This window comes from Paenibacillus sp. GL_099_B, assembly GCF_057835695.1.
Genome location: NZ_CM174430.1, coordinates 1282136 through 1304822 on the forward strand (window position 1 = coordinate 1282136; position 22687 = coordinate 1304822).

At 47.8% G+C, this 22687-nt stretch carries 14 protein-coding genes and 1 pseudogene; 8 read left to right on the forward strand and 7 right to left on the reverse strand.

Going from position 1 to position 22687, the window contains the following annotated elements:
* Positions 1 to 212: 212 nt before the first annotated feature.
* Positions 213 to 947: a hypothetical protein gene (locus AC3ITG_RS05820; RefSeq protein ID WP_489253121.1), complete on the forward strand. Its 735-nt coding sequence runs from the start codon at positions 213 to 215 to the stop codon at positions 945 to 947.
* Between the two features lie 50 nt (positions 948 to 997).
* Here the strand turns inward: AC3ITG_RS05820 and AC3ITG_RS05825 are convergent, their stop codons facing one another.
* Both AC3ITG_RS05825 and AC3ITG_RS05830 read right to left on the reverse strand, forming a co-directional pair.
* Positions 998 to 2248, reverse strand: a complete 1251-nt coding sequence (locus tag AC3ITG_RS05825) for an acyltransferase (RefSeq protein ID WP_489253122.1) — start codon at positions 2246 to 2248, stop codon at positions 998 to 1000.
* Between the two features lie 162 nt (positions 2249 to 2410).
* On the reverse strand, positions 2411 to 3400 hold the full coding sequence (locus AC3ITG_RS05830; protein WP_413375885.1) for an LCP family protein: 990 nt from the start codon (positions 3398 to 3400) through the stop codon (positions 2411 to 2413).
* A 184-nt stretch (positions 3401 to 3584) separates the two neighbouring features.
* Between AC3ITG_RS05830 and AC3ITG_RS05835 the strand changes: the two genes are divergently transcribed.
* From AC3ITG_RS05835 to AC3ITG_RS05855, 5 genes and pseudogenes are all read left to right on the forward strand, one after another.
* A complete protein-coding gene (locus AC3ITG_RS05835) occupies positions 3585 to 4136 on the forward strand; it encodes an undecaprenyl-diphosphatase (RefSeq protein ID WP_489253123.1) in 552 nt (183 codons plus the stop codon).
* 202 nt (positions 4137 to 4338) lie between these two features.
* A complete protein-coding gene (locus AC3ITG_RS05840) occupies positions 4339 to 6075 on the forward strand; it encodes a methyl-accepting chemotaxis protein (RefSeq protein WP_489253124.1) in 1737 nt (578 codons plus the stop codon).
* Between the two features lie 330 nt (positions 6076 to 6405).
* Positions 6406 to 9399, forward strand: coding sequence for a glycoside hydrolase family 9 protein (locus tag AC3ITG_RS05845; protein ID WP_489254418.1), 2994 nt, complete (start codon positions 6406 to 6408; stop codon positions 9397 to 9399).
* A gap of 77 nt (positions 9400 to 9476) precedes the next feature.
* Positions 9477 to 12751: pseudogene (locus AC3ITG_RS05850) on the forward strand (glycoside hydrolase family 48 protein).
* A 426-nt stretch (positions 12752 to 13177) separates the two neighbouring features.
* Positions 13178 to 13957: a C40 family peptidase gene (locus AC3ITG_RS05855; RefSeq protein ID WP_489253125.1), complete on the forward strand. Its 780-nt coding sequence runs from the start codon at positions 13178 to 13180 to the stop codon at positions 13955 to 13957.
* Positions 13958 to 14041: 84 nt separating this feature from the next.
* Here the strand turns inward: AC3ITG_RS05855 and AC3ITG_RS05860 are convergent, their stop codons facing one another.
* Complete coding sequence (locus AC3ITG_RS05860) at positions 14042 to 14950, reverse strand: ArsR/SmtB family transcription factor (protein WP_489253126.1); 909 nt, start codon at positions 14948 to 14950, stop codon at positions 14042 to 14044.
* 376 nt (positions 14951 to 15326) lie between these two features.
* Here AC3ITG_RS05860 and arfA point away from each other — a divergent pair, with 376 nt between their 5' ends.
* Complete coding sequence (gene arfA, locus AC3ITG_RS05865) at positions 15327 to 16832, forward strand: arabinosylfuranosidase ArfA (RefSeq protein ID WP_113054171.1); 1506 nt, start codon at positions 15327 to 15329, stop codon at positions 16830 to 16832.
* 206 nt (positions 16833 to 17038) lie between these two features.
* Here the strand turns inward: arfA and AC3ITG_RS05870 are convergent, their stop codons facing one another.
* Positions 17039 to 17812: an MBL fold metallo-hydrolase gene (locus AC3ITG_RS05870; RefSeq protein WP_489253127.1), complete on the reverse strand. Its 774-nt coding sequence runs from the start codon at positions 17810 to 17812 to the stop codon at positions 17039 to 17041.
* 127 nt (positions 17813 to 17939) lie between these two features.
* Here AC3ITG_RS05870 and AC3ITG_RS05875 point away from each other — a divergent pair, with 127 nt between their 5' ends.
* On the forward strand, positions 17940 to 18371 hold the full coding sequence (locus AC3ITG_RS05875) for an Lrp/AsnC family transcriptional regulator (RefSeq protein WP_489253128.1): 432 nt from the start codon (positions 17940 to 17942) through the stop codon (positions 18369 to 18371).
* 13 nt (positions 18372 to 18384) lie between these two features.
* On the opposite strand, the gene AC3ITG_RS05880 is transcribed toward AC3ITG_RS05875, so the two are convergent.
* The 3 genes from AC3ITG_RS05880 to AC3ITG_RS05890 form a co-directional block, all read right to left on the reverse strand.
* Complete coding sequence (locus tag AC3ITG_RS05880; RefSeq protein ID WP_064640236.1) at positions 18385 to 18900, reverse strand: DUF5381 family protein; 516 nt, start codon at positions 18898 to 18900, stop codon at positions 18385 to 18387.
* Positions 18901 to 19005: 105 nt separating this feature from the next.
* Positions 19006 to 20751: an ABC transporter ATP-binding protein gene (locus AC3ITG_RS05885; protein WP_489254419.1), complete on the reverse strand. Its 1746-nt coding sequence runs from the start codon at positions 20749 to 20751 to the stop codon at positions 19006 to 19008.
* Positions 20752 to 20857: 106 nt separating this feature from the next.
* The gene (locus tag AC3ITG_RS05890; RefSeq protein WP_489253129.1) at positions 20858 to 22600 is read right to left on the reverse strand and encodes an ABC transporter ATP-binding protein; all 1743 of its coding nucleotides are present in this window, start codon (positions 22598 to 22600) and stop codon (positions 20858 to 20860) included.
* Between the last annotated feature and the right edge of the window lie 87 nt (positions 22601 to 22687).

The window sequence follows — 22687 nt, forward strand, 5'->3', positions numbered from 1 at the left end:
TACGCCCTTCCCATAATAAAGTAATTAAGGACTATTCGACTAGATCATGAAGTTACTTTCAGTATACCGGAAATGAATTGAAAAAAATAGGAGGTTTTGTGATGAATTGTGAAAAAAACAATGACATTTTGTATTTTTATGGCATAAAAAAGCGGAAGTTAGGCTCAAACTAAGAGAGCACAGGATTTTGACATATGAAAGGAAGAAGAGAAATGAAATACAGATGGAAAAAATGGATGGCAGTCGGACTGGCAGCCGTATTTATAACAGCATCTACCGGCTATACAGCATCCGCTGATCCAAATGGATCTGTTGAAGATCAAGTTGCGACACCATCCTCCTCCACAAACCAGACTAAGCCTTGCATGCAAGCAGGTCATGGCCTGTTTATGATTGGAGAAACCGCAGACCTGCTCGGTATTGGGCTCCGTGATTTAAAAGAACAGATGGAGCTTGGCAAAACGTTGACTCAGATTGCCAAGGAACGCAAAGGACTTAGTGAAGATCAATTGTTGGAGAAGTTGAAGCCTTCGCTCTCTCAGCGATTGGATAAAGCAGCCGAAGAAGGCTGTCTCACGAAAGAACAGGCAGCAGCAGCCAAAGCAGGTATGGATACCAAGCTGAAGAAGGTAATCAACACACCACTGCGGGAGTTAAGACGTGAGTTCGCTCACCATGGCAACAGACATCCAATGATGGACAAGGGGGCTATTGCCCGCTTTATCGGCGTCACTCCGGAGCAGCTCCATCAGCAGCTCCAGAGCGGGAAGTCACTGGCTGAGATTGCTCAGGCAAAAGGCATCAGTGAAACGCAGTTGGTAGACAAGTTGAAGGAGCAGTTGACGGGTGACCTGAAAAGGTTCGTTAATCAGAAGGGCAATGCACATCATGCTCCTGGTCCTCACGAACCTGTACCTGGTCGATCCGCTTCCACAGAAGTGAAGTGAAAAAGAGCGTCTTCCACGAAGGGAGACGCTTTTTCTATATACAACCAGGATTAGTTGGTTTCCGGGCTGCGATTTGCCCTGGCTGACGGATTACGCTCGGGTGAACTTGTTCTGCTCGCAGAAACAGTATCATGCAAACGGGGACTTAGGCGTTTCTTCCGTTGTAATCCTATGGTGAAGCGAGAACCAGGAAGTTGGGAAAGTCCCCAACTGATTGCAAGAGACGTTGCTACGGTAACAAGAAACGAAAGCAATGTTATCGGTAGATGCCATCCGGTTAGTGTAAGTGGCCGGGTAATATACGCGATGCAGTAGATAACCAGTGCATGAACCAGATAGCCACCAAAGGAATATCGGCCAATCCACGTCAGGAGACGCTGAAATGGTGTATCTTTGCCTCGCAGCAGTACAAGGAACCCATAGAACATGAACATCTGGGCCATGATGATGATGAAGGTTGTTGGCTTCAGATAGGTTGATATATTCAGGTTAACGACATCGCCCGATCCCCGCAGCACATCATATCCAAGCCAGATGTACATACCGATAAAAAGACAGACCATCCAGGGCAATACCTTTGCGGTCCAACTCCTCCAGCTATCCACTGACCAGGCACAGACTGCGCCCAGCAAAAAGTAAAACCAGTACATAACCCATGAATAAGAGCGATATTGCAGCAAACCCGACCAGGGTTGTGGTAAGGAAGCTGTCCACCCGCCCATATCGTAGTAGGACCATTTCATAAGTAAAGTGTATAATGCCATCCCAATGAGAATCAGCGTGATGACGGATTGCATTGGGGTGAAGCGTGTAACTTTTTCAATACGTCTCTGAATGAACTTTGCTCCCGCAAGGAACAGGGGAAACAGAATATAGAACTGAAACACCATAATCACAAACCACAGATGATATCCCGTCTGGGGGAGGAAAAGTTCACGAACAAGACTGCGGAAGTCAGGCATACCCGAAAGCCAGAACTCGGGGGTGAATATCCGGACAAACAACCAATAGATGAACGTCCATACCACAAAGGGCACATAGATATCTCCAAACCGCTTACGGATAAACTTGGGGTAATCCGGTTTGGTATGACTGTGATGATAGAACAGCATTACACCGGACAGGAAGACGAATGTCGGCGTACCAAAACGAGTCAGATGATAAATCATGGTCAGCATGATGGAATCAGGTTGTTCAATATCAGCGCGATATATATATTCTGCGATGTTATGCTGCATCACAATGGCGAGAAACGCAAGGCCGCGCAGTTGTGTCCATTCCACGATTCGCGGTTTATTCACATGTATTCCTCCTTCGTGTAACCGGAATTCATCATTTAAGGGTACCTGTTGAACATTAAGACTGCATTAAATGGGGAAAATAGGTACAAAAAAAGATGGCGGCAGCCATCTTTTTAATCGGAGTATCATTGCGATACCTGCTTCTTTTTGTTTCCATTCAATTTAGTTTAAGTCTTGTACTTTTGTTGATTCATCCTCTGAGGATTTCGCATCTTCCTCAAACAAATTCTGAATGTATGATTGGAGTTTCGGTTTATTAACACCGAGTACCTGGGCAGAACCTGCAAGTTCATTGGTTAGCAACTTATTAGGAGGGATCTGCTGTTTATCGATTTCATTTACGTTAATATCGAATCCGAGCGAAGCCAATTTTAACATCTGTGTTGGACTGAGGTCTGTCTCGATATATGGAGCGACAGCTTCCAATATTTCAGGAATCTTGAAGAGTGAAGTAGTGCTTTGCATCTTCTTAGCCAGCTCAGTCATGAAAATCCGCTGCCGTTCGGTACGCGTAAAGTCTGATGTGGCATCGTGCCGGAATCGGACATATTGGAGGGCAGTCTTACCGTCCATATGCTGAAGTCCTTTTTTGAGGTCAATATCGTACATATGTTTATCTGCTTTGCTGGTATAATACATGTCTTTCTCCACATCAATATCGATCCCGTCTACAGCATCAACCAGCGCCATGAATCCGATAAAATCGGTATACACGTAATGTTGAATAGGGATGCCGAGCAAGTCACCGACCGTTTGTTTGGTTAATTCCGCTCCGCCGTAAGAGAAGGCCGCGTTGAGTCTGCTCTTGCCGTGTCCCGGAATATCAACATATGTATCACGCAGAACAGAGAAGAGATGGGCTTTCTTGGATACCGGATCAATGGAAGCAACCATGACCGAATCTGAACGGCCGGCGTCATCCCCTCTGGTGTCACCTCCAAGCAGCAAAATGTTAACTCGTTCCTTCCCTTCCCATTTGGGAACAGGGGTAGTTGGGGTGTCCGTATTTTGGTTTGTGTCAGAAGAGGAAGTCTCGGAAGCGGTTGAGATGCTATTGGCAAAATGAACGATCGAGTATCCGTAATATACAATGACACCGGCAATGGCAAGTGCCAGGGTTAGGGATGTCCCCCATAACCATTTCTTAAGCATAATCTTCACCTTTCTATGAATGAACTATTATGTAACCCAAACTAGTTTAACAAAAAGTAAGAGAAATGTCCTCTTTGATTTCGAAAGTTCGGTTATTAGGCGACATGTTTGACAAATAGTTAGTGTATATTTATTATGTAAAAAATAATCGTGTTTTGTGTAATGGAGGTATTAAACGACTGTTATGAATCAATCTGTATTTAATTGGATCAACCAGTTTGCAGACCGTATTCCGTTTCTGGACTGGTTTATGATTACATCGGCTGAATATGCGGTCTGGGTTATGATAGGACTTCTTGTGATTGTGTGGTTTCTTGGCAATCCGTCGAAGCAACGAATTGTATTTTATGCGTGTGTAGCTTCGATCGTAGCACTTGGTCTGGCAAAATGGGGAATTTCACCTGTGGTAGGTCATCCAAGACCGTTCATGGAAGGTACGGTGAATCAACTGGTTCCGCATGTGCCAGATCCATCTTTTCCAAGTAAACACGCTTCCTTTGTATTTGCGCTCGCTGCAGCTTCGTTTTTTATCGGGCGTCGCTTCGGAGGATGGATGCTGTTGCTTGCTGTGCTGACAGGAGTCTCGCGTGTCTATGTAGGTGTACATTATCCTGGGGATATTTTGGGCGGGTTCATTCTGGGTAGCCTGGTCAGTGTAATCTTGATTGCTACGCGTAATTATACCAAGTCGATTCCCGATTTCTTCATTAACATTCATCGGAGGATTTTCCGTTAGAAATGGTTGAATATAGTAGGGATTGGAAGAGAAGTTTCGGATATGAAAGCCTTAAGTCTTTGGTGAGCCAAAGACTTAAGGCTTTTTTTGTGTTTATTTCGAAGTTAACTGAAATTTACAAAAAATCGAATTCTCATATATACAATTCATGACGATACGTGTCGATATACTATAAATATGTACTAGTTGAGGAGTGGGGAACATGAAAGACGCGCGGGGAAACGTGACGGGGAAATTGAGATTAACAATTCGAATGAAATTACTGACTGGATTTCTAATGGTAGTGGCTTTACTGGCTTTTGTAAGCATTTATGCGTTAACCCAAATTCATGATATGTCCAAAAAGGCCGATGAGATCGACAAGATGTGGATGCCCAGTGTGAGCTTGCTCGGGATGATGAATGGTGATGTTTCCGACGTTGAACGGCTTGCTCTTGCCGTAATTGTCGAAACAGATCCAACTGAAATCACCAAGATGAATGAAGTGTTGGAACAGCTCCAAGCCAAGATTGCGATTGAGCGCAAGGAACTGGTTTCACTTATCGCAGGCAATACCGAAGCAGTGGGAATGTACAATACATTTAGCACGAACTATGAGGCGTATTTGGCGAAAATGCCGGAATTTATGAAATTGGGCATGGCTAACAATTACGAAGAAGCCAGCAGATTGCATTCAGAGGCCTATCCATTATGGTATACAGCGAATGATACCATTGCTCAATTAATCACGATGGGGAACTCACTGTCGGATGCAGCAACGAATTCATCGGTTGAGTCTGCTGAACAAGCATTTAATGTTATATTGGGAGTCACTATTGTTGCTTTCCTGGTCGCCATGTTTATTGCCTTCTTCATTGCAAGTATCATCTCACGTCCAATTCAGAAGATGAATGCAGCAGCCATGCTTATTGCTAATGGTGACTTGACCAGTGAAACCATTGTTCTCAAAAACAAGGATGAACTGGGAACGCTCGCGGCTTCCTTCAATACGATGACAGGCAACCTGCGGGAGATGATTCAATCCGTATCGATGACATCCGAACAGGTAGCTGCTTCCTCGGAAGAACTTCTCGCGAGTGCAGAGCAGAATACAAGGGCTTCGGAACAGATTTCTGAAACGGTGGAGGAATTGGCCGTTGGTACATCTGATCAAGTAGATATGGTGAAACGTTCTTCACAGGCGATGAGTGAGATGGCTCTTGGTTCGGAACAAATTGCTGAGCTTGCTCAAAGTGTATCCGTATCTGCCGTTGATGCAGCGAATCAGTCTGCCGAAGGAAACATGATTATTCAGCAGGCTGTTGAACAGATGGGATCTGTTCGAAATTCCATTGCATCTCTGACAGAACTGGTTACAGGGTTGGGAGAACGTTCCGCAGAGATAGGTACGATTACCGAGGTTATCAACAATATTGCCCGTCAAACCAACCTTCTTGCATTAAATGCAGCGATTGAAGCGGCACGTGCAGGTGAGCACGGACGTGGTTTCGCAGTCGTAGCCGGAGAAGTACGTAAGCTGGCCGAGGAATCCTCTGAATCTGCTCAAAAAATTACGGATCTTGTCCAATTGATTCAGAAGGATACAGATCATGCCGTGCAGGCTGTAAAAGTGAACAGCAATGAAACGGAGGCCGGAATTGAGATTGTAACAGCGGCGGGACAAGCATTTGAACAGATTTCGAATGTAGTGAACAAGGTCGCTGGTGAAATTCAGGAAGTATCTGCAGGCTCAGAGGAAATGTCTGCTAGTACGAATGAAGTTGTAGGGTATGTGGATCAGATCTCTAACATTGCGGGAGAAGCAGCAGGCGGGGTACATAATGTATCTGCCGCAACCCAGCAGCAGCTGGCTTCGATGGAAGAGATTGCTTCGTCAGCGGGTTCTTTGTCCAAAATGGCTGAAGAGTTGCAGGAGCAAATCAACAAATTCAGAGTGTAAATGCTCCAAAAGACAGGATGTTCAGACTGGATAATGGCATGATTCATATTCAGCCTGTAGCACGGGTTATACGAAATATCAGGACTGTTTCTCTTATTGCATCATGCGATAGGAGGAGCAGTCTTTTTTGTTATATCACTACCCAAACATGTCACAACAATGTTATTTCAGAAGTCACCAGCGCTGATATTGCAACTGGAGCAAAGGACTATAATGGTAATTAATGGTGGAAATACATGGAGTCACACCATAGAAAGGAGCGGGTCATTACATCAGTGTAATTGAAAAAATTACGAGACGACTATTGCAAAAGGAGATGAATGGTTGAAGATGAAGGGAAGCTGGTGGAGACGAATCGCTATTCTCGCGTTATCGGCAGGGCTACTGGCAGGAAGTACATCCATACAGGCATGGAATGGCAAGGCAGATGCGGCTGCCGGGAATCATAACTATGCGGAAGCATTACAGAAGGCGGTTTATTTCTATGAAACTCAGCGTTCAGGGAAATTGCCGGAAGACAATCGGGTGGAATGGCGTGGTGATTCCGGATTAAATGATGGAGCGGATGTTGGGGTTGATTTGACCGGAGGGTGGTACGATGCTGGAGATCATGTGAAATTTGGTCTGCCCATGGCCTATTCAGCTACGATGTTAGCTTGGTCTGTTGTGGAATACCGTGAGGGATACGAGCAGGCAGGGCAACTGGAGCAGATTAAGGATAACTTGAGATGGGCCACAGACTATTTTGTGAAAGCGCATACGAAACCAAATGAATTATGGGGACAGGTCGGAGCGGGCAATACAGACCATGCCTGGTGGGGACCGGCTGAAGTGATGCAGATGAACCGTCCTGCTTATAAGATCGATGCATCCTGTCCGGGAAGTGAACTTGCGGGAGAAACCGCAGCGGCACTCGCTTCTTCATCCATTGTGTTCCGTGACAGTGATCCGGCTTATGCCAACAAACTGCTTCAGCATGCGAAGGAACTTTACAGCTTCGCGGATACGTATCGAGGCAAATATTCGGATTGCATTACAGATGCCCAATCGTTCTACAATTCATGGACAGGTTACTATGATGAACTCGCCTGGGCTGCAGCATGGTTATATATGGCGACAAATGATAGCGCTTACTTGTCCAAGGCGATTGCTACGGCGAATCTGTGGCAAGCGGATGGACAGAACGGGAACTGGGCCTATACATGGACCCAAGGCTGGGATGACAAACATTACGGAGCCCAGATTCTGCTGGCTCGCATTACGTCAGGTCTGAACATGCCAGAAGCGACGAGGTTCATTCAATCCACGGAGCGCAATCTGGATTATTGGTCTGTAGGCACGAATGGACAAAGAATCAAGTATACACCGGGCGGGCTTGCCTGGCTTGATACATGGGGATCGCTCCGATATGCAGCAAATGCATCTTTTATTGCTTTTGTATACTCCGACTGGGTCAGTGATCCGGTGAAGAAAGCAAGGTATCAGGACTTTGCCGTCTCTCAAATGAACTACATTCTGGGGGATAATCCTCGCCAGAGCAGTTATGTGGTCGGTTATGGTCAGAATCCGCCTAAGCACCCTCATCACCGGACCTCTCACAGTTCATGGACGAACAATGAAAATACTCCTTCAGAGCACCGTCACACGTTGTACGGAGCGATGGTTGGTGGACCGGATGCAACGGATGCCTATACCGATTCCATTGGTGACTATGTCAGCAATGAGGTGGCAACCGATTACAATGCAGGCTTTACAGGTGCATTAGCCAAGATGAATCTGTTATTCGGCCAGAATGATCAGCCCATCGCGAATTTTCCGACTCCGGAAGTGAAGACGGATGAGTTCTTTGTCGAAGCTGCCGTGAAGGCATCCGGTTCCAATTACACGGAAATCAAGGCTCAACTGAACAATCGTTCCGGCTGGCCTGCGCGGATGGGGGATAAGTTATCTTTTCGCTATTTCCTGGATCTAAGTGAAGTTTACGCTGCAGGATATACTGTATCTGATGTCAAGGTTACAACCGCATACGCCGAGGGTGCTACCGTATCCCAACCGGTTGTGGTTGATGCAGCGAAACGAATCTACGCTGTTACGGCGGACTTTACTGGAACCAAGATATATCCAGGCGGGGAAGGACATTATCGCAAAGAGGTCCAGTTCCGCATTACCGGCCCGCAAGGCGCCTGGAATGCGAATAATGATCATTCATTCCAGGGCTTGGGCACAGGTAATGTGGCGAAGAGCGTATATCTCCCAGTCTACGATGCGGGAATACGGATACACGGTCAGGAACCTGGTGTTACACCGGTTGTCACTCCTGTTGCACCTTCTAGCGTGCATGCTGTATCAGGGAATGCTCAGATCATCCTGACCTGGGTAGCATCACCTGGGGCAGAATCGTACAACGTGAAGCGTGCCGAGGTGAATGGGGGTCCATATACTTCTGTAGCGACAGATGTACATGGATTGACATACACGAACACGGGGCTTACCAACGGGAAGACCTATTATTATGTGATGACGGCTGTTAATTCAGCCGGAGAATCGCCCGGTTCTGCACAAGTCTCTGCCACGCCGCAGGCTGGAACATCGTTGCCTGGCGCACTGACATTAAGCGGTACGGCAGGTAATGCCCAGTCGATTCTGACCTGGACGGCAGCAATGGGAGCTGTGACTTATAAGGTACAGCGCTCCGTTGTGGGTGGTGCATATACCGATGTGGCAACTGGATTGGCAGTATTGAATTATATCGATGCAACAGCGGTAAATGGAACGGCGTACAGTTATCGAATCGCCGCCGTGAATGCGAGCGGACAGACGTTGTCCAATATCGTGACGGTGACACCGAGTGCGCCTCCGGTAACGACGGGCACGCTTGAGGTGCAATATCGTAATGGAGGGTCAGGTACTTCCGGCAATGCGGTGACTCCGCAGTTTAATCTAAAAAACACAGGCACTCAGGCGATTGATCTGAGTACCGTGAAGCTCCGGTATTATTTTACCAAGGACGGTGCAGAGGATCTGACCTTCTGGTGTGATTATGCTCAGATCGGCACGGCTAATATTGAAGGCAAATTTTTCACGCTGACTCCGGCAACGGGCACAGCGGATACGTATCTGGAGATCAGCTTCAAATCCGGGACTGGCAGCCTGGCTGCTGGAGCGGAGACGGGTGTGATTCAGGGGCGCTTTTCCAAGAACAATTGGAGCAATTTCGATCAGAGCAACGACTATTCCTATGATGCAACCAAGACTGCTTTTGCCGCATGGAATCAAGTAACTGGGTTTCAGGGAGGTACGAAAGTCTGGGGCATTGAGCCGTAACCTAACAGGGAGTTTAACAGCATGGGCAGACCCACGGTAATTCTAATTGAATTTCACCATTCCAGGGAGGTATATACATGTTGAAATCAGCTGCGAAAAAAAGTTTGTCTGCCATGCTAGCAGGGACCGTTATGCTGACCGGGTACACCGGTTTGTGGGCAGGTCCCCAAACGGTTTATGCCGAAGAGCAGACCATTGATGCTCAGGCGGACGGAATAAACGAAGCTCGATTTTTGCAATTGTATGATCAGCTGAAAGATCCGGCGAACGGTTATTTTTCTCCAGAGGGCATTCCCTATCATTCCATTGAAACGCTGATGAGCGAGGCACCTGATTATGGGCACATGACGACATCCGAGGCATACAGTTACTGGCTCTGGCTGGAAACGATGTATGGTCACTATACGGGAGATTGGTCCAAACTGGAAGCGGCTTGGGACAGCATGGAGAAATACATCATCCCTGTCAATGAAGGTGACGGCAAGGAAGAACAGCCTACGATGAGTTATTACAATCCGAACAGCCCGGCCACCTATGCAGCGGCAAAACCTTTTCCGGATCAATATCCTTCTGCCATTAACGGTCAATATGCGGCCGGAAAAGACCCACTTGATGCCGAGCTGAAATCTTCCTACGGCAACAATCAGACGTACCTGATGCATTGGCTGCTGGATGTGGATAATTGGTACGGGTATGGTAACCTGCTGAATCCGAATCATACGGCAGCTTACGTGAATACATTTCAGCGTGGAGAGCAGGAGTCTGTGTGGGAAGCCATTCCACACCCATCCCAAGACAATAAAACGTTTGGCAAAACGGGCGAAGGTTTCATGAGCCTGTTCACCAAGGAGACCCAGACACCGGCAGCCCAGTGGCGTTATACCAACGCAACGGATGCTGACGCACGTGCGGTGCAGGTACTGTATTGGGCGAAGGAGATGGGCTACACCAATACAGCGTATCTGGACAAAGCGAAGAAGATGGGTGACTATCTGCGCTATGGGATGCACGACAAGTACTTCCAGAAGATCGGAAGTGCCAAGAACGGCACACCAACTGCCGGTACAGGCAAAGACTCTAATATGTATCTGATGGCATGGTATACCTCATGGGGCGGCGGCCTTGGCGAGGGTGGGAACTGGGCTTGGCGGATTGGAGCCAGTCATACGCATCAGGCTTACCAGAATCCGGTGGCAGCTTATGCCTTGTCTGATCCGGCAGGCGGCCTGATTCCAAAATCGACAACAGCCAAGGCAGATTGGAATGCATCGCTGAAGCGCCAATTGGAGTTCTACACCTGGTTACAGTCTCACGAAGGGGCAATTGGCGGTGGAGCGACGAACAGTTTGATGGCTCCTACAAAGCTTATCCTGCTGGAACCAGTACGTTCTATGACATGGCTTATCAGGAAGCTCCTGTATATCGGGACCCCGACTCCAACACGTGGTTTGGTTTCCAGGCTTGGTCTCTCGAGCGTGTAGCTGAGATGTATTACATCCTTGCTGAGAGCGGGGATCTCAGCTCTGAGAACTTCCAGATGGCCAAAAAAGTCATTACCAAGTGGGTCGACTGGGCCAAGGATTATGTATTCGTCGATGAGCGTCCGGTGACGGATGCACAAGGATATTATCTGAATGCGGCAGGTCAACGGATACTTGGAGGTACCAATGCACAGGTTGCTACTACACCTGCACCGGGCGAATTCTGGATTCCAGGCAGCCAGGAATGGCAGGGGCAACCGGATAAATGGAATGGGTTCAGTGCCTTTACGCAAAATCCGAATTTCCATGTGGTAACCAAAGATCCTGCTCAGGATACAGGCGTACTGGGGAGCTATATCAAAGCCCTGACGTTCTTTGCTGCGGGGACTCAAGCCGAAGGCGGCGTACTCAGTGCCAAAGGACAGGAAGCCAAAGATATGGCCGAGAAACTATTGAACACGGCGTGGGATTACAATGATGGAGTGGGAATAGTCACCGAAGAAGTCCGTAAAGACTACTTCCGCTTCTTCGCCAAAGAGATCTACATTCCGGCAAACTGGACGGGAACCTTCGGACAGGGCAACGCGATTCCGGGAACGGCAGGTGTACCTTCTGATCCAGCCAAAGGGGGGAATGGCGTATACATTGGCTACTCTGACCTGCGTCCAGCCATCAAGCAAGATCCTGCATGGGCTTATCTGGATAATCTGTACAAAACGTCTTATAATCCAACAACGAAAAAATGGGAAAATGGCGCACCAACCTTTACGTATCACCGTTTCTGGTCACAGGTGGATATGGCTACCGCGTATGGCGAATATGATCGTCTCCTGGGTAACACAGGAGGCCCAGTGGTCCAAGTACCAGCAGCTCCGGCGGGTCTGACAGCTGCAGCAGGCAGTGAGCAGGTTGCTCTGAACTGGACCGCATCCACTGGTGCCGCTTCTTACACGGTAAAACGTGCAGAGGTGAACGGTGGCCCGTATACTTCCGTAGCAACGGGTGTTACCGGTTCGACCTTCACAGATACAGCACTGACCAATGGAAAAACGTACTATTATGTGGTGACCGCAGTGAATACGGCGGGTGAATCTGCACCTTCTGCTCAGGCCTCTGCAACACCGCAAGCGGGAACCTCTATACCGGGAGTGTTAACCCTTACGGGAACGGCAGGCAATAATCAGGCTGTGCTGACATGGACCGCATCGACCGGAGCTGCAAGTTACAAGGTACAACGCTCGGTTGCAGGTGGAACCTACGCCGATCTGGCTACAGGTCTGACGGCGCTGACATACACGGATGCCACGGCAGTGAACGGTACCGCATACAATTACCGAGTGGTGGCAGTAAATGCAAGCGGGCAGACCTTGTCCAACGTAGTGACGGTGACACCAACAGCGCCTCCTGTAACAACAGGTGCACTTGAAGTACAATACCGCAATGGTGGTTCAGGGACGTCAGGCAATGCGGTGACCCCGCAGTTCAATATCAAGAACACAGGCACGACAGCAGTGGATCTGAGCCAGGTGAAGTTGCGGTATTACTTTACGAAGGATAGTGCATCAGACCTGAGTTTCTGGTGTGATTACGCTCAGATTGGCAGCGCCAACGTTGAAGCTCAATTTGTGACGGTAGATCCGGCTAAAGGGACAGCGGATACGTATCTGGAGATTGGTTTTAAGTCCGGGGCAGGCAGTCTGGCTGCCGGAGCAGAAACGGGAATTATCCAGGGGCGCTTCTCGAAGAACAACTGGACGAATTTTGATCAGACCAACGACTATTCTTTTGATGCTTCCAAAACGGCCTTTAGCGCCTGGAACAAAGTGACCGCTTATATTAGTGGAGTCAACGCTTGGGGTATTGAGCCATAGTCGATTCATATTGAGACAGAGTACAGCCGGGGAGAGATCTCCGGCTTTTTGTATGATGATTTTAGGATTACAGGTGCTCATAATCGGGAAATGAACCATAGTAATGTTTACCAAATATAGAATTTAAACATTAAAGTATAGGTCATATGACGCATGTCCTAAGTGATGCGCGGTTTAGGCCTCATTTCTGCGTAAAACGAAGCGTAGCAAATAGTTACAATAATTTAACCTTTGAAAAAGAAGAGATTTGCGGCAGTTTTAGCCAACTGGTGTGAGAGGTTTCCCTGATTCTTAGTGCTCAAGCCTGCCTGATCGAATACAGGACTTTGGACTGATGATCGTTATGGACAGCCCGTTTTACAATGGGGCAAGCCCGGCGAATGAGGCCAGGTTAAAATTCTGTAACATCAGGGGGAACACGACATCATGAACTGGAAAAGCAAGATCATTACTGCAAGTGTAACAGCAACGATGCTGATGGGAAGTCTGACAACAGGAGCATTAACGACACCTGCATCAGCAGCGGCAGTTGATAATTCAAAAGTTAAAGTCATCTGGGGCGTTAATTTGCGTACATCGCCATCTTCTTCCGCAAGCATTGTTCGTTTGGTGCCAAAAGGAGAGACTGTCACGGTAGTGCAAAAATCCGGATCAGGCTGGTATAAAGTTACGGACTCCGGTAACCGGACAGGATACATATCATCTTCTTCAAAATATACACAAGCCGTGAAAGGCAACACGACAACAGGAAGTTCAGTTACAGGCAGTGCTTCTGTGGAGAAAGTCATAGCTGCTGGCATGAAATATTGGGGGACGCCTTATGAGTTTGGCGCAAGTCGTAACAGTACGGCTACGTTCGATTGTTCAAGCTTTGTCCGCCAGGCATTTATTGATGCGCTCGGAATTAAGCTTCCAGCCGATTCGCGTAAACAAGGAGCCTATGTGAAAGCCAATGGTACCGTAAAGACCAATTGGAAAAATCTGAAACGCGGTGATCTGATGTACTTTATGTCCTACAAAGGTAGCTCGGCTTCATCATACTCTAGTGTGAACAAATCTACTGCTAAGATTACCCACACTGGAATTTATCTGGGTGACGGCAAAATACTGCACACCTATTCCAACGCTGGCGGCGGTGTAACGATTAGTGATATCTCCGGCAAACATTGGGAGTACCGTTTCTTGTTTGGTGGAAGTGCACTTTAAGTTCCAGCATGCTTATTAAATAATGATCATATAGAACCTTCCATCTCTGCCTATAGGGGGATGAAAGGTTCTTTTTGTTGTTTATTAGTCCTGGTAATACAGACGGAACAGAATATCCTGATCATAGTTGCCGAATCCTTGACCATACAACGTTAGCCCACCCACATGCTGCGCATCTTCTTCCACGCAGAGGCGCAATGTCCACTGGTTGCGTTCCACGGGAATATCCGCAAGCGTAATTTCGGACATATGCTGTCCATCAATAAATGTGCCCTCATGGGTGATCCGCAGCACTTTGAGCATGCCGTATTGATTGACACTGTCGCTCCACCATTCCGGGGTGAACATGCCTCGTCCATTTCCGGAATCTCCAGGACTTGTCCATTCACCGAGTCGAATACCGTTGAGCATGAAGGTAATATCCGAAGGCCAGTTTGGGTTGACCGAAGGGGCTTCAGAACCTATTTCAAGTGACAATTCAATGGCACTGATCTGTTGTCCTGACAAGATATAGTTTGGAATTTTGTATTCCACGAATCCGCGACCAAACCAGAGAATATGGGCGTGCATCCGCTCGGGATCTAGAAAATAGCGTGGGTCATCATATTGTCCAATGACCTGATTGGAAGTAGCCAGACCACATGTCGGATACACATCAAAATGGGTATAATGTCCGACAGGGATTGCTACTTCATGAAGCTTGCGGGAAGCTCCAGTTTCTTGTGGCATGGAGATGCCAATCCAGTCGACAGCCAGGCTGTTCATTTTGTGCGTACCACCATCCTTGCGAATCATTTTGGACTGAATAATGCCCACATCCTGAAGCTTGCGAACATGCATCGTTACGATTGCACTGCTCAGGCCGAGTGATGCGGCGATGTCCTTCACGTTCATTGGGGTCTCTGCGACAAGCCTGATAATCTGCAGACGGACTTCACTCGCGAGTGCCTCATATAGGGGCAGCCATTCTGCATCGGTATTTGCTCTAATCACATCTGTTCCTCCAGGTAATATGAGTTGAACTAGTGTTATTCACACGAGACCACTACGCTGACAGAATAACCTTCCAATCGCTGTTATCCCCGGATTTCTTTGATTCCCCATGTATAATGGGTGAAATCCGGTGATAAAGGCGACCGCTACGCTTCTACAGGTTTTTTCTGTCCTCTTCGTGCACGTGTGAATATCGATTTAACTCATATCAATTATTTTTATAGAATTAAGTTAAACATAAATCCAGTCAAAAGAATAACATTTTGCAAAATTCAGGTTGAAATTGGTGCCATAATCGATTTTAATATAAATATGAACGTTGATCCATAGATTATCAATTAATTTTTATATTAATCTTAGGGAGCTGAACTTCACGATGGAAAAAGCAAAAATGACGGTAGACAAGGATTTCACAATTGGCGTAGTTGATAAACGTTTATACGGTTCATTTATTGAACATCTGGGACGTGCCGTATACGGTGGAATATATGAGCCGGGTCATCCTACAGCGAATGAAGCGGGATTCCGTGGAGATGTGCTGGAGATGGTTAAGGAGTTGCAGGTTCCGATTGTGCGGTATCCTGGCGGCAACTTTGTATCCGGTTACAATTGGGAGGATTCGGTTGGGCCTGTGTCTGAACGCAAACGCAGACTGGAACTAGCCTGGAGAACAATCGAGACCAATGAATTCGGGTTCAACGAATTTGTGGATTGGTCCAAACAGGCGAATTCGGAAGTGATGATGGCCGTCAATTTGGGAACACGGGGAGTAGACGCAGCCCGCAACATCGTGGAGTACAGCAATCATCCTGAAGGTTCCTATTATAGTGATTTGCGTATTAAACATGGATACAAAGAGCCTCATGCCATCAAAACCTGGTGTCTTGGCAACGAAATGGACGGTCCGTGGCAGATTGGTCACAAAACAGCAGAAGAGTATGGACGGATTGCACTTGAAGCGGCAAAAGTGATGAAGTGGACAGATCCAACGATTGAGCTGGTCGCTTGCGGAAGTTCATCCCTGGGTATGCCATCCTTCCCGGAATGGGAAGCAACGGTACTGGATCATACGTATGATCATGTTGAATATCTGTCGCTCCACCAGTATTACGGTAATGCTGAGCAGGATACGCCAACATTCCTTGCGCGTTCCCTTGAGATGGATCGTTTTATTGAGACGGTAAAAGCGACCTGTGATTATATCAAAGCGAAGAAGCGCAGCAAGAAGACCATGTTCCTGTCCTTTGATGAATGGAACGTATGGTATCACTCCAATGATAGTGACAAGAAGCTGGACCCATGGCAGATTGCTCCGCCACAGCTTGAGGACGTATACAACCATGAAGATGCACTGCTTGTGGGCTGTATGCTGATTAGCATGCTGAAACATGCGGACCGTGTCAAAATGGCGTGTCTGGCACAACTCGTCAACGTTATCGCTCCAATCATGACGGATAATGGTGGTGCTGCATGGAGACAGACGATCTTCTATCCGTTTATGCATGCTTCCGTGTTTGGACGTGGAACAGCACTTGTGCCGTTGATCCAGTCGCCAAAATATGACACCAAACAAATTACGGATGTTCCTTATCTGGAGGGCATTGCGGTGCATAACGAGGAGCAGGGTGAAGTAACTGTTTTCGCTGTAAACCGTCATCTAGAAGAATCACTTCCGCTTGAAGTGGATCTGCGCAGCTTTGGGAAGTGCCGCTTGATTGAGCATATTGTGCTGGAAAGTGATGATCTAAAAGCAGCCAATACCGCAGCACAGCCGAATCGCGTCGCTCCTCATAACCGCGGTGATGCAGAAGTATCGGATACACTGATCACGGCAAGTCTGGCAAAAGCTTCGTGGAACGTAATCCGATTGAAAGTTCAGTAATAGGTAAAATGAGTCGAGGGAATCATTCAGGGTTACACAGTGTACTCCGATGGCGGAACTATCTTCGGATCGCTGTTTTCCTCAACTATAAACGCAAATAAAAAGCTGGATGCGAACGAATCGCATCCAGCTTTTTTCGTGTTCCATGGAGAGAACTACTGGAGTGTACTCCGTTTGTTAAAAGTCACTCATCGCATCAAAGAACTTTATTTCAACCCGGCCCCCGGTCCAAACGCAAAGCTCTCGCCGTCGCGTGGAATGAGCACCTGTCCGTCTAATTGTTCGGATGCCAGATAACTGGCGAGGTCCACGCGGGACATCATGCAATGGTTAATGGCATCCATATGCACAGCGATGACGTGAGCATCCGATGCATAGCGTTTCACGGTTGCTACGTCAGGTCCGTCCATCGTGATCGGATCCCCTTGCAGGAAGCGGGCACCGCCAGCGTTCACCACAATCACCTCAGGCTGATATTGACGAATGGCCTCGGCTGGCTCTTCACACCAGATGGTATCCCCGGCGATATAGGAGACAGGTTCTTCGTCAGCTTCTAATACAAAACCAGACACCTTGCCCATACGTTCGCCGATTTCCCCGGTTCCGTGATGTCCTGAAGTGCGGGCAAAACGTACGGAATGGTACTCATGTTTATCATCCACGGCGGTAACGTTAGTAAATCCGGCTCCTGTGAACACGGCTTCATCTCCTGGCTGGCACAGCAGAGGTACATCCTTACGGAGCTGCTTCGCTGCTGCTTCATCCCAGTGATCGGGGTGGGTATGCGTAACGATCACCAGATCGGGATTCACATAATCCGTTTCCGTCTCGGGTAATGAGACTCTTGGATTGCGTAATTCATTGGGTGTGTTCGGGAAAGCAGGCATCACTTCTTTATCCATCAACATGGGATCAACCAGTATATTCAACCCCCCATATTCCAACCATAATGTAGCATTACGAATCAATTGAATTTTCATTGAACCTGCACTCCTTCGGGAATTAATGTTATTATCCTATATGTTATACAACCCGTTTATGGGCGTAAATAACACACTGAAAGAAAACAGGCCACTTTAATTTCAAGTTGAAAGGATTGCAAAATAGATGAATGAGACGATTGATGATACAGATATACGCATACTGAAAAGCCTAATCCGGGACTCCAAACGCTCTCACAAAGAGATCGGCGAAGAGGTGCATTTGACCGGACAGGCTGTAGGTGCGAGAGTACGCAAGCTGCATGATCTGGGTGTTATTGAAGGGTATACGGTAAAATGGAACCCGGAACGCCTCGGCTTGGGCCTGCAGGCATTTGTAATGATTTTTCTGAATTCCGGCGACCTACATGCCGCCTTCCGTGAATTTATGGCTGCACGTGAAGACATCGTGGAGGTTCACCGTGTCAGCGGAGAGGGCTGCTATCTGATGATCGTACGCACAGGAACAATGGAGCAGCTTGGCAGTTTGCTGGAAGCCATTTTAACGTATGGAAATTATAGAATGAACCTGTCTGTTGGTATCGAAAAGTCGGAATGATGTGAGCTGAATTTCAGATGTCCTGTTGCTGTTTCTCACGCAGCGTCTCCTGCAGAAGACCAACTGCTCGACTGAGCTCTTTTTTGGTTAGCAAATGATCGGTCTGGATATGACGCCGGGTGCCGTCTTTCAAATACAGGGCAATCATGGGGGAAGCAGACAATATCCATTTGCTGAAGGCGGGAGAGCCAATCTCAATTTTACGAATCTCATTCCAGGGAATGGTCCGTTTAAGGATACGAAGCCCTTCATCATTCCAGGATAATAACACAGGGGAACTTGCGATTGCCCGGGACAGAAACATAAAAAATACGGGCCCGATAAACCACATGCCAAGAATGGCTGCGATGGAATAATATAATGTCTCCAGTTGTTCGGCGTGATCTTCATAGATGATCCATAACAGGGTGACACATAATAGCAAGAACAGAAGACATATTGCTCCTTTCCATACAGCCGTGAAACGGCGATAGCCAATCTGTCGATGCTCCAGCTTCGACTCTGATGATTTATATAATTCAGGTTTCATAAATACGCCTCCTTAACATCATTTCCCAGAAAATATATCAAACATGCCGCCTGCATCGCAGAGCGGCACGTTCAACGTTTATTTAACCCCACTTGGTTCGATGAGCTATCCAGAAATAGCTGAATCATTACCGGCTTCACGCGCATGGGTGTAAAGATCAGCATATACCCCTTCAGCATCGATCAACTTCTGATGTGAGCCTTCTTCGACAATCTCACCATTCTCCATAACGAGAATCCGATCTGCATGCATGACCGTAGAGAGACGATGCGCAATAACAATTGTTGTTCTTCCCTGAGAGACGGATTCCAGCGCCTGTTGCACCAATTGTTCGGTATGCGAGTCCAGATTCGCGGTTGCTTCATCCAGGATAAGCACTCGGGGCTGAAAGACCACAATTCGGGCAAACGATATCAGTTGACGTTCTCCGGCGGACAGACCGCTTCCGCGTTCGGAAAGACGTGTATCATACCCTTGTGGCAAACGTGAAATCATGGCATGTGCTCCGACGAATCGGCAGGCCTGAATAGCCTGCTCTCTAGTAATATCCTCGCGGAACATTCGTACATTGTCAATGATGGAGCCCGAGAAGAGGAATGGTTCCTGCTGGATCAGACCAACAATCCGATGAAGATTGGCCTGCGGGAAATGGCGAATGTCTATGCCATCGATTTCAATGCTGCCCTGATTCACATCGTAAAAGCGATTGAGCAGGGAGATCAACGTACTTTTGCCAGCTCCTGTAGTGCCTACAATGCCCACCATTTCACCTGGATAGAGATGCAGATTCATATGCTGAATCAGGGGGTGATCTGCCCGATAACCGAACGAAACATCATTAAAATCAATCTGTCCCATCACGTTCCGTGGTTCAAGTGTGGAGGCAGTCCCGGGTTTGGGGTCAGCGACTTCCGGACGGGTACTCAGAATGTTCCAGATCCGATCCATGGATACGGTGGTCGACTGGAATGTGTTCCACTGCATGGTGATCTGGTTAATTGGCTGGAAGAACTGACGGATGTAACTGATAAACGCATAGAGCACACCCACCTGCAATGATTCACCCAGCACGGCACGTCCTCCAAGCCAGACCATCATTACGAGCGCCGCATTGCCAAGGATATCAAACGTCCGGTTGAATATGACATTGGAACGAGCTTGTGTGATATTGGCCTTCAGGTGAAGTTGGTTCTGTTCCGTGAATCTTTTCTTCTGCTCTTCTTCCTGATGGAAGGCCTGGATCAAAAACATGCCGGATAGGTTCTCTGCCGTGAATGCAATCAAACGGGAGAGACGAGTTCGGGCATTCTGATAAGCCCTGCGTAGTTGGCTCCGGAATAATACGGCAACGATGGCGATCACAGGCAACACGATGAGGGAGTACCCTGCGAGTACCGGATCGAGCTGGAACATAAAGACGATAATGAGCACCAGCATCATGCCATCTCGGATGAGACTAAGCAGCACCTGGGTGAAGAAACTGCTGATCGTTTCCGTATCACTGGATACATTCGTCACCAGACTGCCAATATGGAAGCGATCGAAGAAAGACATCGACATTTTGGAGATATGCTTGAACAGGTCCTTACGAATGCGAGAGACGATGTTCTGACCGACATGTTGCAGCAGATTGTTTTGTACATAGGTAAAAATAAAGCTGATTACAGCCAGCCCCAAAAAGATAGCTGCCAACTGGACAAGAAAGCCTACACTAGTCTGACCAATAGCTAGGTGATCATCGATCGCAATCTTCACCAGGTAAGGCTGAAGCAAATCGGCGGAGATGCCGAGCAGCGAACAGAGGAAAATACCTGCAAAGGCCCATTTATGGGGTTTGGCGTAGGACATCATCGCTTTGAAGGAAGTGCGCTTACTCTGGTCTGCGCCTGCATCGGAACCGGACCCATGCCCTGACGGTGCTTGTGCTCCGGCATCTGAACGAACTTCAGCGTTACGGTCAGTCATGATGTAATCCCTCCTCTTGCAAACGATAGGTTGCAGCATATAACCCTTTTGCGGCCATCAGACCTGCATGTGTTCCCTGTTCAGCGATTCGGCCTTCATCCAGAACGATAATTTCGTCGGCATGACGGACCGCACTAATCCGGTGGGAGATAATCAGCGTTGTTTTGCCTTTACCAATCTCACGCAGGCTGCGTAGAATGCCACTTTCGGTGACGGCATCCACAGCACTCATACTGTCATCCAAAATGAGCACCTGCGCTTTTTTGATCAACCCCCTCGCCAGACTGGTGCGCTGACGCTGACCGCCAGACAACGTGAGTCCACGTTCGCCCAGCAGGGTATCGAACCGATCAGGGAATCGGATAATGTTCTCATATATCATCGCTTGTCGTGCGCTGTGCTCTACGGTGTCCAGCGGAACCTCGCGGTCACTAAAAGCGATGTTGTCCCGAATGGTTGTACTGAACAGGAATCCATCCTGCGGTACATAGGCAATACGGGATCGCAGACTTTCCAGCGACAGCTGCCGGATGTCGGTTCCGTTAATACGGATCGTGCCTTCAGGCGGCTCATATGTACGCAGCAATAGCTTCACAAAGGTACTTTTACCAGAACCTGTTTTGCCCACAATGCCCACGGTTCGTCCTGCCTGGATATTCAGACTGATGTTTTTGAGCGCTGGGGATAAACTGCCGGGATAGGAAAAGGACAGATTCTCTATCGTAATGTCGTTCACGGCTTTGAGACTGGTCGCATTGGGAAGCTCGCGCACGTCAGGCACTTCCGTCAACAGATCATTTACCCGCTCCAGTGATGCTCCAGAACGCTGCATAGTATTGATCACATTACCGATTTGTTGAAGCGGTCCCATGATGATACGCAAATATAACGTCAATGCGACAAAACTTCCGAGTGTAATGGAATTCTGCATCGTCAAAATTCCGCCGACAAGCAGGGAGACAACCAGTGAAATGGCACCCAGCAGTGGTAGCAAGGCCTGAAATAGAGAGGACAGACGAACGAGCCGCAGCTGCTTGCTTTTGATTGCATCTACTGTGAACCCAAAACGTTCACGGGCGCTGTCTTCAATGGCAAATGTTTTGGTTACACGAATACCACCGAGCTGTTCCTCTGCGGATTCCGTCATCGTTGCAAGAGCATCCTGCACATCACGAGAGCGCTTGCGAATTCGCGGACCGAAAAAAACGACCAGAAAGGGAATGGCCAGCAAAGGCACAATACTGATCAGAATAAGTTTCATCGGGATTCCGCTGAGCAGCATCATCACGATGCAAGATAATAATAGAAATGTTGCATTGGTCATCATGGTGACGCCGTTGGAGATGGCTTCACGTACAGAGGTAACATCATTCATGACGTAACTGAGCAGTTTCCCATTTCCTTGTTTGGAAAAATAGTACTCGCTAAGTTCGGAAAACTTGCCGAAAATGCGCTCGCGTGTCATGAATTCGAAGCGGCGTCCAAGCTTCATGATCATGAATTGTCCGGTACCGAATAACAGATTATAAGCGATGGCAATAGCCAAAAGCGAAAGACTGTACCGGATGACCGTATTCATCTGAAGTGTGTTCTGCATGAGTTGATCCGTGAAACTGCCCAGAATTCGGGGTAAGGACGCCTGACCCACATTGGAGGCAATAATCAGTAGTACAGCGAACAGATATACGGGCCAGTTGGCAATGACATAGCCTCGTAGTAATCCTTTCTTGGACATAAGATTTGTTCTCCTTTGTTCAGGGTGAAAGTTGGTTTGGAATCGGAGTCAAGAAAAGGGCCGACACCTGATAATAGCGCGTCGTGC